Origin of the sequence: Streptomyces anthophorae (assembly GCF_049310305.1) — a bacterium.
GTDB lineage: Bacteria > Actinomycetota > Actinomycetes > Streptomycetales > Streptomycetaceae > Streptomyces.
In genome coordinates, this window is the sequence record NZ_JBLWQQ010000001.1 from 3960535 (window position 1) to 3973791 (window position 13257).

The 13257-nt window shown below is 72.5% G+C and carries 10 protein-coding genes; 7 read left to right on the plus strand and 3 right to left on the minus strand.

Annotation, left to right across the window (positions count from 1 at the left end):
- Positions 1-189 precede the first annotated feature (189 nt).
- The 7 genes from ACNYS0_RS17745 (at position 190) to ACNYS0_RS17775 (ending at position 9499) form a co-directional block, all read left to right on the plus strand.
- Positions 190-1686 (plus strand): peptide MFS transporter, encoded by a 1497-nt coding sequence (locus ACNYS0_RS17745; RefSeq protein WP_422474789.1) that lies wholly within the window; start codon positions 190-192, stop codon positions 1684-1686.
- A gap of 9 nt (positions 1687-1695) precedes the next feature.
- Positions 1696-3702: a CocE/NonD family hydrolase gene (locus ACNYS0_RS17750; RefSeq protein WP_422474791.1), complete on the plus strand. Its 2007-nt coding sequence runs from the start codon at positions 1696-1698 to the stop codon at positions 3700-3702.
- Between the two features lie 431 nt (positions 3703-4133).
- Positions 4134-4751: a Crp/Fnr family transcriptional regulator gene (locus ACNYS0_RS17755; protein ID WP_422474793.1), complete on the plus strand. Its 618-nt coding sequence runs from the start codon at positions 4134-4136 to the stop codon at positions 4749-4751.
- Between the two features lie 164 nt (positions 4752-4915).
- Positions 4916-5671 (plus strand): hypothetical protein, encoded by a 756-nt coding sequence (locus ACNYS0_RS17760; RefSeq protein ID WP_422474794.1) that lies wholly within the window; start codon positions 4916-4918, stop codon positions 5669-5671.
- Positions 5668-7854 carry a hypothetical protein gene (locus ACNYS0_RS17765; protein ID WP_422474796.1) on the plus strand — a complete coding sequence of 729 codons (2187 nt, stop codon included), beginning with the start codon at positions 5668-5670 and terminating at the stop codon, positions 7852-7854. Before ACNYS0_RS17760 ends, ACNYS0_RS17765 begins: the two co-directional genes overlap by 4 nt.
- Complete coding sequence (locus ACNYS0_RS17770; protein WP_422474798.1) at positions 7854-8996, plus strand: hypothetical protein; 1143 nt, start codon at positions 7854-7856, stop codon at positions 8994-8996. Before ACNYS0_RS17765 ends, ACNYS0_RS17770 begins: the two co-directional genes overlap by 1 nt.
- A complete protein-coding gene (locus ACNYS0_RS17775; RefSeq protein ID WP_422474800.1) occupies positions 8993-9499 on the plus strand; it encodes a Pycsar system effector family protein in 507 nt (168 codons plus the stop codon). Before ACNYS0_RS17770 ends, ACNYS0_RS17775 begins: the two co-directional genes overlap by 4 nt.
- On the opposite strand, the gene ACNYS0_RS17780 is transcribed toward ACNYS0_RS17775, so the two are convergent.
- The 3 genes from ACNYS0_RS17780 to ACNYS0_RS17790 form a co-directional block, all read right to left on the minus strand.
- Complete coding sequence (locus tag ACNYS0_RS17780) at positions 9496-10323, minus strand: HAD family hydrolase (protein WP_422474802.1); 828 nt, start codon at positions 10321-10323, stop codon at positions 9496-9498. The genes ACNYS0_RS17775 and ACNYS0_RS17780 overlap by 4 nt on opposite strands.
- A 158-nt stretch (positions 10324-10481) precedes the next feature.
- Positions 10482-11684 carry an FAD-dependent oxidoreductase gene (locus ACNYS0_RS17785; protein WP_422474804.1) on the minus strand — a complete coding sequence of 401 codons (1203 nt, stop codon included), beginning with the start codon at positions 11682-11684 and terminating at the stop codon, positions 10482-10484.
- Positions 11685-11715: 31 nt separating this feature from the next.
- Positions 11716-13002, minus strand: coding sequence for a carboxylate--amine ligase (locus ACNYS0_RS17790; RefSeq protein ID WP_422474806.1), 1287 nt, complete (start codon positions 13000-13002; stop codon positions 11716-11718).
- Between the last annotated feature and the right edge of the window lie 255 nt (positions 13003-13257).

The window sequence follows — 13257 nt, forward strand, 5'->3', positions numbered from 1 at the left end:
CACATGGCGAACTCGGTCGATCATTCGGTCGATGACACGGTTTGTCGATGTGTCGCTGCCATCACTCAAGTCAGCGTATCCGGTCGCGTTTCGATCACAGGTGGCGCCCGCCCGAACACCCTGGACCAGGCGGCTTCGAGACACCACCGGTATGTTCTTGATCAGCACAGACGACCTGGAGTACGCACTTTGTCCCACACCGAGCACGACACGGACAGCGCCCCGCCGCCCGGCGACGACACGGCCTTCTTCGGCCAGCCGAGGGGGCTGCTCACGCTGTCCGGCCTGGAGGTCTGGGAACGCTTCTCGTTCCTGGGCATGCAGGCGATCCTCGTCCTGTACTTCGCCGACACCGTCGCGCACGGCGGCATGGGCATGGACCCCGGCAACGCGGCCTCGGTCTCGGCGGCGTACGGCACGCTCGTCTACCTCGTCTCGGTCGGGGGCGGCTGGCTCGCCGACCGGATCCTCGGCTCGTACCGCGCCGTCCTGTGGGGCGGCATCCTCATCGCCTGCGGACATTACTCGATGGCGGTGCCGACGCCCACGATGACGTGGGTCGGGCTCGGCCTGATCAGCGCCGGTACCGGACTGCTCAAGCCGAATGTCGCCTCGATGGTCGGCAAGCTGTACCGGACCACCGACGAACGCCGCGACGCCGGCTTCGCGCTCTACTACATGGGCATCAACATCGGCGCCTTCGCCGGACCGCTGATCACCGGCTGGCTCGGCGACCACAAGGGCTGGCACTGGGGCTTCTCCGCCGCCGCCATCGGCATGACGTTCGGCCTGATCCAGTACGTCGCCGGGCGCCGTCACCTGGCCGGGCGCACGGACGCCGCCGAGTACGCGCTGCCGCCCGAGGGGATGCGCCGGGCGGTGCGGCTGATGATCGTGGGCGCCGTCGTGGTGGCCGCCGTCGCGGTCGCCCTGGCACTGGCCGGGTGGCTGACCATGGGCCGCTTCGTCGACCTCCTCACGTACATCTCGGTGATCGCGCCGGTCGTGTACTTCGTGGTGATGTTCAAGAGCCCCCGGGTCACGGCCGAGGAGCGCGGCCGGCTCAAGCCCTACCTGGTGCTCTTCATCGCCTCGGTCGCCTTCAACTTCATCCTGTTCCAGGCGTACTCGACGATGATCCTGCTGGCCTCGACGAACGCCGAGACGACCATCCTCGGCTTCGACTTCCCGGCCGGCTGGTACGCCTCCGCGCTCGGCGCCTTCGAGGTGGCGCTCGCGCCCGTCGTGGCCGCCGTCTGGGCGCGCATGGGCCCGCGCCAGCCGCACGCCTCCAACAAGATCGCGATCGGCGTGGTCCTCGGCGGCCTGTCGTTCCTCCTGATGGTGCTGCCGACGTCCGGGCACAGCGACGACACGTACAAGATGGCGGTCTGGTGGATCGTCGGCTCGTACCTGCTGCTCGGCCTCGGCGACATCCTCGTGGAGACGTCCGGCATGTCCGCGACGACCAAGCTCGCCCCGCAGGCCTTCGCCAGCCAGACCATGGCTCTGTGGTTCCTGTCCCTCGCACTCGCGAACGGGATCCAGGCCCAGGTCGTCAAGCTCTACGGCGAGGTCTCGAACCCCGCCTACTTCGGCGTCAACGGCGCCATCGCGGTCGCGGTCGGTATCGCCGTGATCGCCCTGGCGCCCTGGCTGCGCCGCACCATGCACCCCGTTCACTGAGGTTCTCCCATGACGACGACTCCCACCATCCGGACCGAGTTCCCCTTCGGAACGGTCCGCGAGGACATCCGCGTACCCCTGTCCGACGGGACGACGCTCTTCGCCCGCGTATGGCGCCCGGTGACCGAGGAACCGGTGCCGGTGCTCCTCGAATACCTCCCCTACCGGCTCTCCGACTGGACGGCGCCGCGCGACTGGCAGCGCCACCCCTGGTACGCGGGCCACGGCTACGCCTCCGTGCGCGTCGACGTGCGCGGCCACGGCAACTCCGAGGGCATGCCCGGCGACGAGTACGACGCGCAGGAGCTCGCCGACGGCGTCGAGGTCGTGAACTGGCTCGCCGCGCAGCCCTGGTCGTCCGGCAAGGTCGGCATGTTCGGCATCTCCTGGGGCGGCTTCAACTCTCTCCAGATCGCGGCCCTCGCGCCCGAGCCGCTGAAGGCGATCGTGACGGTCTGCTCGGCGGACGACCGCTACGACAACGACGTGCACTACATGGGCGGCTCCGTGCTCGCCGTGGACATGCACGCGTGGGCGGCGACGATGCTCGCGTTCGTGTCCCGGCCGCCGGACCCGCAGTTCGTGGGCGACGGCTGGAAGGACATGTGGACGGAGCGCCTGGAGGCCGTCGACCCGTTCATCCACACGTGGCTCGACCACCAGACCCGCGACGACTACTGGCGGCACGGCAGCGTCTGCGAGGACTACTCCGCGATCAAGGCGGGCGTGCTCGCGGTCGGCGGCTGGCACGACCCGTACCGGGACACGGTGCTGCGGCTCGCCGAGCACCTCCCGGACGAGCAGATGCGCGGCATCATCGGCCCCTGGTCGCACCAGTACCCGGACCGCGGCCTGCCGCCGGGCCCGGCCATCGGCTTCCTCCAGGAGACCCTGCGCTGGTGGGACCACTGGCTGAAGGGCGACGACACCGGCGTCATGGCGAAGCCGAAGCTGCGCTCCTGGATCAGCGACTCGCACCCGCCGGCGACCGTGTACCCGGAGCTGCCCGGCCGCTGGGTCGGCGACTCGTCGTGGCCGTCGCCGAACGTCGCTCCCGTCTCGTACGCGCTCCAGGGCCCGCCCCAGATCGTGCGTTCCCCGCAGCACACGGGCCTCGACGCGGGCCGCTTCTTCCCGTTCGGGAACGATGCCGACCTGCCGCCCGACCAGCGCGAGGAGGACGCGAAGTCGGCGTGCTTCGAGTTCGAGGTGCCGGACGAGGTGCGAGTGCTCGGCAGACCGAGCGTGACGCTGCGCCTCACGTGTCCGGTGGAGCGCGGGCAGGTCGTGGCGCGGCTGTGCGACGTGGCCCCCGACGGCTCCTCGACGCTCGTGACGCGGGGCGTCCTCAACCTGTCCTCCCGGCACGGCCGTTCCGAGAACGTGCCGTGGACCCCGGACACGACCGAGGACGTCACCTTCGAGCTGAACGGCATCGGCCACGCCTTCCCGGCCGGCCACCGCATCCGGCTCGCGGTCTCCTCGGCGTACTGGCCGTGGATCTGGCCGCAGGCCGGTTCCGAGGCCGGGTTCACGCTCGACCCGGTCGGCAGCGCGCTGGAGCTGCCGGTACGCGGCGCCGAACCCGGCGGCGAGATCGCCTTCGAAGGCCCCGAGCAGTCGGAGCCGCTCGGCGTGGTCTACCCGGAGACCCTTGAGGGGCCGCGGCCCGAGCGCCTCGTCGTACGGGACGTGGCCAAGGGCGAATGGCGCCTTGAGGTCGACCCGCGCTACGGCGGCACGCGCCTGTACCCGGACGGCCTGGAGTTCACCGAGGACGCGCTGGAGACGTACGTCATCAACGAGGACGACCCGCTGTCGGCGCGCACCCGCTCCGACTGGGCGATCCGCCTGCACCGACCGGAGTTCGGCTGGGACGCCCGCGTCGAGACCCGCTCCGAGATCACCTGCACGGACACCGAGTTCCTCACGTCGAGCGAGGTGGTGTGCCGCGACGGCGACGAGGTCGTCTTCCACCGGACGTGGGAGAAGCGGATTCCGCGCACGGCGGGCTAGGGCCCTTCTGACGGATCTTGCTGGGGTCGCGGGGTCTGGTACGCGCATCTGCTGCGTTGTCGTCGGTTGCCAACGCTCCGCGTTGACGCCCTCCTCCGCCTTGCAGCTGCACGCACCAGACCCCACTCAGGGAGCCGAATGACACGGCCTCCGGGGCCCAGCCTGATCCGTCAGAAGGACCCTAGGGCCCTTCCGACGGATCTTGCTGGGGTCGCGGGCCCCGGCCGGACCCCACCGGAGTACGGGCCCCGCATCGGGCCCGTGCTCCCAACCTCCCCCGTCCGTCCCCGCATTCGCGCCCGCGACTGCCTCCCCGGTGACTACGCTGTGTTCGAATGCGCAGGTCGGGGGAGGGTCGGATGGGGTTGTTCGGGCAAGAGCAGAGCTTTCTGCCACAACTGTCCCCCGCGGACCGGGCGACACTGACGTCCTTGGGGACGACGCGCTCCTTCGCCGCACACGAGACGCTGCTCCTCGAAGGCGACCGCAGCACCCACCTCGTCCTCCTCCTGGAGGGCTGGTGCGCCGTCTGGCTCGCCACCGAGCGCGGCGGGCAGCTCATCCTCGGGCTGCGCAGCGCGGGTGAACTCATCGGCGAGATGGCCGCGTTGGACGGCCGGCCGCGCAGCGCGTCCGTCACCACCCTCAGCCCCACGACCGGCCTGATCGTCCCGGCGGACGCCTTCCGGCGGTTCCTGTCGGCGCGGCCGCACGCCACCGCGCTCGTCCTCGGCCAGCTGACCGAGCGGCTGCGCAGCGCCGACCGGGAGCGCCGCGCACTCGCCTCCCTCACGGTGGTGCAGCGCCTGTGCCGGGCCCTCGTCGAGCTCGCCGAGCGCACCGGGACGGCGCAGGGCCCCGCTCTGGCCATCACGCTCCCGCTCGCCCAGCACGAACTCGCCGCCACCGTCGGCTGCACCCGCGACGCCGTCGCCAAGGCGCTGCGGCTGCTGCGCGAGCGCGGACTCGTGGAGACGGGGCCGAGTGTGCTGCGGGTCGCGAGCCTGGAACCGCTGCGTCTGATGGCAGGGGCGGAGGGCCCGGGGTGACACAACGTGCCGCTGTCACCGGCCCGTTGCCGTCGCGGGGCGCCGGGTGTGTAAACGGATACAGCGGGACCCCCGCCGCTCGGGGACAGTGAACATCCGCCCCACCCCGCCTCCCGACCCTTCTCTCCCCACCGCCTCTCCCCACAGCCGTAGTTGGAGCACGCATGGAGCCCGAAGCCCAGTACCGACTCAACATCAGCCTCGACGTACAGGGTTCGAGCCGGATCCCGGAGGCCGAGCGTCCCGCCCTGCGCGCCACCCTGCACGGACTGGCCCGCGGCGCCTTCGAACAGGCCAGGATCGCCCCCGAGCAGTACCGCGCGGACGACCGCGGCGACGGGCTGCTCGCCCTGCTCGACCCGTCGGTCTCCCCCACCCGCGTACTGGGCGAGTGGCTCGAGTACCTGCACCAGGACCTGCGCGCCGCCAACCGCGGCCGCCGCGAGGACATCCTGCTGCGCGCGGGCATCACCATCGGGCCCGTCGCCGTCGACGCGCACGGCTGGTCGGGGCGTGCCGTGGACCTGGCCTGCCGCATCGGCAACAGCGACACCGCCAAGTCCGTGCTCGGTGCGGCCACCGGCCGCGCGCTCCTCGTGGCCGTCTCCGACGGGCTCTACCAGGACGCCGTGGTGCGGGGCGGGCGCTGGGTGGAGCCCGACCGGTACCGCCGGTACCAGGTGCGGCTGCAAGAAGGCGTGCAGACCGTGTGGATGCAGGTGGCGGGGCTCGACGGGCCGCCGCCCGAGGCCGCCGACGAGAGCCCCCGTGCGCCGGAGCCGCGGGCCGCCGACAGCACCCCGCCCGCCGCGCCCGCGCCCCATCACACGATCACGCACACCGGCAGCGGCAACGTCATCTCCGACGTGGGCAGCATCAACACGATCAACTTCGGGCGCACCGCGGACGGTGAGCGGTGAGCGAGGACAAAGCCCCGGGCCCCGACCGGGCGCCAGGACCGGAGAAGGAAGCCGAAGCCCCGCGGGACGCGAAGGACGACAAGCTGGGCGCGGCCCAGGCCTCCGACCTCCCCGACGGCGAGCTGCCCGAGTCCGCGTCCGCGGCCTCCCGCACGTATCGCGCCACCCGCACGGCCTTCGAGCTGCGCGACGACAGCACCTACGTGGGAGCCGGCCAGGTCGGCACCATCAACTTCTACGGGTCCCCTGCGGGCGGCACCGGCCGGCTCCTCGCGGGCCCCGTCGCCGACGAGGAGCTGCGCCGGGTCCGTGACACCTACTGCGCTCCGGACGACTACCCGGACCTGAAGCGGAATCTGAGCGGCAACCACCTCGTCGTGCTGCACGGACGGCCCGGCACGGGCCGGATGTTCACCGCGCTGTCCCTCCTCGACGACGTGACGCGCGGCAAGGTCTCCCGCCTTGCCCCCGCCACGGAACTCGACCACCTCGACGGCGAACACATCGCGCGGGGGCACGGATACGCGATGGAACCGGCCACCGCGCCGAGCGACGTCCAACTCGACCGGCTGCGCGACGCGCTGGCCGAGCGCGGCGCCTTCGCCGTGCTGCTCGCCGCCCCGGAGCCCGGCGTGACGGCACCCGTGCCGGGCCGCCACCACGTCGCCCACACTCCCCCCGACCCGACCGGCGTCCTGGAGCGGCGCCTGGACGTGACGCTGCGCGAGCGCGCGCCGCTCGGCCGCAGCCTCGCCGGGACCGACAAGGTGCGTGCCGCCCTCGGGCTCGGCACGCTGCTGCCGGACGAGGCGGCACGGCTCGCCGAACGAATCGTGGAGCACGTCGACGGCACGCTCACCGAGGCCCAGTTCCTCGCCGCCTGCCGGGATTTCGCCGCCGCCCAGGCCGCCGAGTGGTTCGCAGGGGGCGTGACGTCGGAGAGCCTGCCCCGGCTGCGCGAGGCCGCCTTCCGGATCGCGCTCGCCGTGCTCGGCGGGGCGTCCGTGAGCGCGGTCGCCGAGGCCACCGAACAGCTGGCCTGGGAGTTCGCCGTCACGACCGCGCCGGACAGCACGCCGGGGCGGCCCGTGTTCAACGACGGGCTCGCGGCCCGGCTCGCCTCCGCACGCGCCGTCACCGAACCGGGCACCGAGTCGCTCGGCGACGCCGAGGTCCCCGTGCGTACGGTCCGCTTCGCCGGGGACCGGCTCGCCGGGGCCGTCCTGGAACACCTCTGGGAGCACCGGCCCGGCGCCAGCGGCCCCGTCCTTCGCTGGCTGGGCTCGCTCTGCGACGACCCCCGCGCGCAGGTGTGGGTGCGGGCGGCGGTGACCGCGGGCATGCTGTGCCGCCTCGACTGCGCCGACACGGTGCAGGAACTGATCCACCCGATGGCCGCCTCGCCCCAGTGGCGCAGGCGCCAGTTCGCCGCCACCGCCCTCGACCTGGCCGTCACGGACCCCGCGGTCGGCCCGGCCATCGGCTCGCTGGTGCGCAGCTGGGCCCGGTTCGGCTCCGCGGGGCTGCGCCGCACCGCGGCCACCGTCCTCGGCCGGGGCCGCGCCACCGACTCCCTCGGCGAGTCCCTCGACCTGCTGGCGGCGATCGGCACCTGGAAGGGCGGCGGCAAACCGGAGGGCGAGGAGTTCCGCGACGTCGCGGGGCTGCGCGGCGACGCCGCCGAGTCCGTCGCCCAGCTGGCGGGCACCACCCTGGACCCGCTCCCGCACCAGCGCATCAGGTCCTGGCTCGGCCACCCTCGTACGGAGGAGCAGAACCTCGGCCTGGTCAGCACGCTCAGCCTGGCGCAGACCCCGGTCGCCACCGTCTGGAACCCGGCGCCCGGCCTGGAGGACCTCGGCGACACCCCGCTCATGATCGCCCTCGCCGCCGCGGACAGGGACCGGGCCCCCGCGATCGCGGGCCTGCTGTGGACCGCGCTCAACACCAGCCGCTCCTACGAGGCCGCGCTCGGCATCGTCGAGGACTGGGCGACCGGCTCCCAGGGACAGCCCTGGGCCCGTCAACTCGCCTGGTTCCTCGGCCTGTTGGTGCACACCGAGGACGACAGGGGGCGCCTGCTCTCGCTGCTGACGGAACTGACGCAGGACCACTACACACCACTGGCCGAGGACCACGCCCGCCTGCTGCGCGGCGCGGTCCAGGGAGAAGGCACACGCTGATGGCGATGAACCAATGGGGCCACCCCAACCCCTACAACCGGAGCACCGAGATCCAGTTGCCCTATCCGCTGCTCGGGCCCTTCATCCGGGAGTTCGCCCCCGAGAACGGCTACAAGCACCGCAGCGCACAGGTCGCCTCCGTCATGTTCTACAAGAACAGCGGCCACAGCGTGGTGACGGTCCGCGGCGCCGAACACGTCAACAAGCCGTTCATGGGGAAGCCCACCTCGGTGTGCTGGATCGCCCGCGGCCAGCATCAGGTCTCCTTCCGCGTGGCCCTGCCCTCGCGCGGCGACCGCGCCGACTTCGTGGCGGAGGCCGACGTCAACTGGGAGGTGCGGGACTTCCATCTCGCCGCGGAGAAGCGGGTGGTGAACGTCGAGCAGATGCTGCGCCCCGAGCTCCTCGCCCGGCTGCGCGGCGTCTCCCGCCAGTACGGCCTCGACCGGGCCCAGGCGGCCGACGAGGCGATCCAGGACGAGCTGTCCACGGGACGCTGGGCGGACTTCGGCGCGAGCCTCGGCCTCAGCACCCAGGTGTTCGTCCGCATCGACCTGGGGGCGGCCGCCCAGAAGCACATGGGCGAGATGATCGCCGTGTCGCACACCACCGAGGTCGACATGGCCAAGGACAAGGCCCACCACCTGCGTACGCAGGCCAACATGGAGTTCGCGGGACGGCTCATCGAGGGCGGCGAGGCGACCCAGTACCAGTACCTGCTGGCCACCGACCCCACGCAGGCGGGCGTGATCCTGCGGGAGTTGCAGGAGCAGGCGAAGGAGCAGCGGACCGGGGCGCTCGACTACCTGAGCCGACTGATCGACGCGGGCGTGGTCCAGCGCCACCAGGTCGAGGACCAGGTGCGGCGGCTGATCGACTTCGCCCGTGCCACGTCGGGCAACGCCCTGGGGCAGGGCCTGCCGCAGCCGGCCACCGCGCTGCCGACGCCGCCCGAACCGGAGGACTCCTCGGTGCCGCTGTTCAAGGAGGAGCCCGCCGACGCGCCCGCTCCCACGCCCCCGCCGGTGGATGCCCCGCCGATGCCCTCGTCCCCGCCGCCCGCCGTGCCCACGCAGCCCGCGCCGGACGCGTCGGAGGCGTACGAGCAGCCCGCCGAGCCGCCCACCGGAGAGACGCGATGACGCTCCCCGCACCCCGCCGCGAGGACACCGACCCCTCTCGTTACGTCGCCGAGCGCCTCCTCGACGCGGCCCGCGCCGACCTGACCCGCGCGGACACGAAGGCCTCCGTGCTGCTGTCCGGCGGGCTGACCCTGCCGGTCCTGGTCGGCACCCGCGGCATCGGCTCGGCCGCCGGTTCCGGCCTGGCGCTGTGGGTGGTGGCCGGTGCGGCCTGGCTGACCGGGATCGGGCTGCTGATCTGCGCGGTGCTGCCCTACTCGGGCACGCGCCGCGCCCCGGGCGGCGAGCAGGTCACGTACTACGGGGACGCGCTGCGCGGCGCCACGGTCGAGACGCTGGCCCGGCTCGTCTCGCGTGCGGGCGCGGCGCCGGTCGAGTGGCTGCTCACGCAGTTCCACGACGTCAGCACGATCCTGGCCCGCAAGTACCGGTACATCCGGGCCGGCCTCTTCACGCTGGTGGGCAGCCTGGCCCTCGCGGGGCTCGCGGCGCTGGGGGCCTAGGGCCTGGCGCCCAGGGCGCGGTGGGTGAGCAGTCGCTCGACCACCTCCGCCACGCCGTCCTCCTCGTTCGACGAGGTCACCTCGTCGGCGACGGCCTTGAGTTCGGGGTGCGCGTTGGCCACGGCCACCCCGCGCCCCGCCCACCCGAACATCGGCACGTCGTTCGGCATGTCGCCGAAGGCGATCGTGTCGGCGGCCCCCGCCCCGAGCCGCTCCGCCGCGAGGCTGAGCCCGGTCGCCTTCGTCACGCCGCGCGGCTGCAACTCGACCGTCCCGGGCCCCGACATGGTGACCGTGGCGAGCGGCCCCACCGCCGCTCTCGCCACGGCGGCCAGCTCGTCGTCGGACAGCGACGGGTGGCGCAGCAGCACCTTGCTGATGGGCCGCTCCCACAGCGCGGCGCGCCCCCGGACCCGGACGGCGGGCAGCGTCGGATGCGGCATGAGGTAGCCGGGCTCGATGAGCGTGAGGCCCTCCACCCCGTCCTGGTCGACGGCCGCGTAGAGCTGACCGATCTCGGCCTCGATCTTCCCGATGGCCTGCTCGGCGAGGTCCCGGTCGAGCGTCAGCGACCACAGCAGCCGGTCCCGTCCGCCGTCGTACAGCTGCGCCCCCTGTGCGCACACGGCGAGCCCGCTCCCGCCGAGCTCGTCGAGGATCGGCTTCACACGGGGCGCGGGCCGCCCCGTCACCACGATGTGCCGGGCGCCCGCCGCGGCGGCTGCCGCCAGCGCGTCGCGGGTCCGGTCGGAGACCGTGTCGTCGCCGCGCAGCAGCGTGCCGTCCAGGTCAGTGGCGATGAGTGCATATGCGGGTGCGGGCATGATCCGAAGAATACGGACCGCCCGCGCCCCGGACCCGTCGAGTACCGGCCGCGCCGGCAAGGGATGGCCGGTCACGACGGCGTGATGTCATCTGTTCGGGTTACCTCCCCAGTCGGTCAACCGGGTTGAACCCGGCGGTAGTTGCCGATGCCACCGGGTCACCCGTGCGCCGCGGCCAGATGCCGGGCGAGCCGCGGCGAGGCGAACTCCGTGCCGCAGACGAAGCGCATGACGGGACCGTACGAGGACCCGCCCAGCATGCCCGTGAAGTACAGGCCGGGGACGGACGACACATAGCCGGCGCCGAGCCGCGGCGTGCCCCGGCTGGTGGCGAGCCGCGTGCGCAGCCCCTCCCCCAGGAACGGCATCGCCGCCAGGTCCACCCGGTATCCCGTCGCCGCGATGACATGGTCGGCGGACAGCTCGTCGGCACGGCCGCCGTGCGTGCGCACGCTCAGGACGGGCGCGCCCTGCGACACCGTCACCCGCTCGATCCCCGCGACGTCGCGCACCGCGACCTTGCCCTCGAACCGGTCCTTCAGCCACCACGCGCCCAGCGGCCCGAGCACCCGCCTGACCAGGAAGTGCCGTGCCTGCGGCGGGAGATGACGGTACGGATGCGGGTAGTACGTGAGCGCGTAGAGCGACCACGCGTTGCCGAACGGGGTCTGCGGGCGCAGCCTCGGCTGCTGCCAGGGCGGCGCCCCGAACCGCACCCGGCCCCTGCCGCGCGCGACCACCTTCACGCTCGCGCCCGCCTCCGCCGCGAGCGCCGCCGTCTCCAGGGCGGACTGGCCCGCCCCGACGACGATCAGCTCCTTGCCCGCGAACCGGGACAGGTCGTGGTGCTGCGCGCTGTGCGAGACCGGGCCCGTGGGGGCGGGTCCGTCCGGCACGGCCGCGGCGAACTCCCCCGGCAGGTACTCAAGGCCGGACAGGCCGGTGGCGACGACCACCGCCCGCGCCGTGAACTGCTCGCCCGAGTCCAGCTTCAGCTCGAAGCCCTCGCGCCCGCGCCGGTCCACGGAGACGACCCGCACCCGCTCCAGGTCGGGCACCAGCTTCTTCTGGAACCAGTCGCCGTACGCGACGAACGTCTCGGCGGATATCAGGTCCTCGTCCGTGACGAGCCGCTTGATCCCGGCCACGTCGCAGTAGTCGACCAGGTGGTGTCCGCGCTGCGGCGCGTCGATGTTCGACGCGGACGGCACGGATTTGAGGATCATTCCCTCGGGCATGTGCGAGCGCCAGCTCACCATGGGTTCCCCGAAGACCCTGACGGGTATCCCGCGCGCCCTCAAGTGCGCCGCGGTGGACAGGCCGTAAGGACCCGCCCCTATGACTGCTACCGGATGATTCACGAAGCCCCTCCCCAGGACGACGCCGCGTCATCTACTTCGCTTGCCTCGGTCGGGTCCGGCCGCCGCTTGCGCCGCCCGAACCGGTCCCGCTGCCGCGGCGGTTGCTCCGCCACAGCTGGTACAGATGTCTCGCCCCCGGCCGTACGAACCGGGCGAGCATCGTGAAGAACGGCCGCGGATCGTCGGCCGCCCACCACGCGAGCTCCGTCCCGCTGGCTCGGGACGGGGCGTGCGGGGTCGTATAGCCGCTGCGCCGGTACGCCAGCAGGGCCGGCAGGTCGATGTTCTCGACGACGTAGCGGTGGCCCGCCCGCTGTTCCCCCTCCGGAACGGTGCGGCCGGTGAGCGCGAGGTGCATGGCGCGGACGACGTCGATCCCCGCCTCGTTCTCGAAGAGGCGGAACTGGGCGCCCATCCGCGGATTGAAGTCGAGCAGCTTGTACTGTCCGTCGCGCCGGTCGAAGCGCAGGTCGAGGTCGATGATTCCGGTGAAGCCGATCTGTTTGATGAAACGTGCGGCGACGTCCGCGAGTTCCGGATTGTCGACCACGTACGCGTTCGCCGTCATGCCCGCGTGCGGCGGCCAGGAGCGGACCTTGACCCCGGTGAACATCGCGAGCGGCGTGGAGTCCTGGTCGAAGTACGCGTGCACGATCCAGTCCTCGGCGTCCTCGCGCGGCAGGTACTCCTGGAGGATCACGCCGGGCCTCTCGCCCCATTCGAGGGCGAGCCGGCGCAGCCCCTCCGCGGTCGCGATCCTCGTGGTCCCGTTGACGGCGGGGCGCGAGCGCCGCGTGAACGCCTCCCGGTTCTTCGCCACGACCGGAAACCGGGCCTTCGCGGCGAACTCCTCGATGTCCGCGTACGACGCCGGGAACGCGGCCGTCGGCGACGGGATGCCGTGCTCCACGCACAGCTCGTGCAGCCCCTGTTTGCTGGCGAGGCGGCGCGGCAACTCCCGCTCCACGCGCGGGAAGAGCAGCCCCGCGGCGGCGAGCGGGTCCTGATGCTCGGCGATGAGGACCGCGGCCTCCTCGTCCGTCGGGATCAGCACCGCGGGCCGGCCGATCCGGCGGGCGACCCGCAGCAGCCCGTCGACGAGCAGCTCCGGCTCCTCCGTCCCCGTCGTGCGCCAGGGAAAGGCGCGGCGCAGGTAGCGCGAGGCCGCCGCGGGTGTGTACCGGTCCTCGGTGATCGCGTACATCGGCACGCCGAGGCGCCCCAGGCTACGGATCGCGCCCACTCCGCCGTGGTGCAGCGGGTAGTCGCCGAACTTCACGATCAGGCCCGGGACATCACGGTCCACGGCGAACGGCACGCTTCCAGCACTGCTGACACTCCCGGCGTTCCTGGCCACGGGTCCCCCCACGTGTCCCCCCTTGGACCCGGACCTTGAATACGGGGTTCAGCCCGTCCGTGCCCACCGGACAATGACGCTAAGCCGGAACCCACCACTCCATCAACGGGTCATTCGGACATTGCGAACTCTTTAGGCACTGCCGCGAACCGGTGTCCCCCACGTAACGTGTGGCGCACCCGAATGGAAAGTGAGGCCCGCAGGCATGGCACCCGC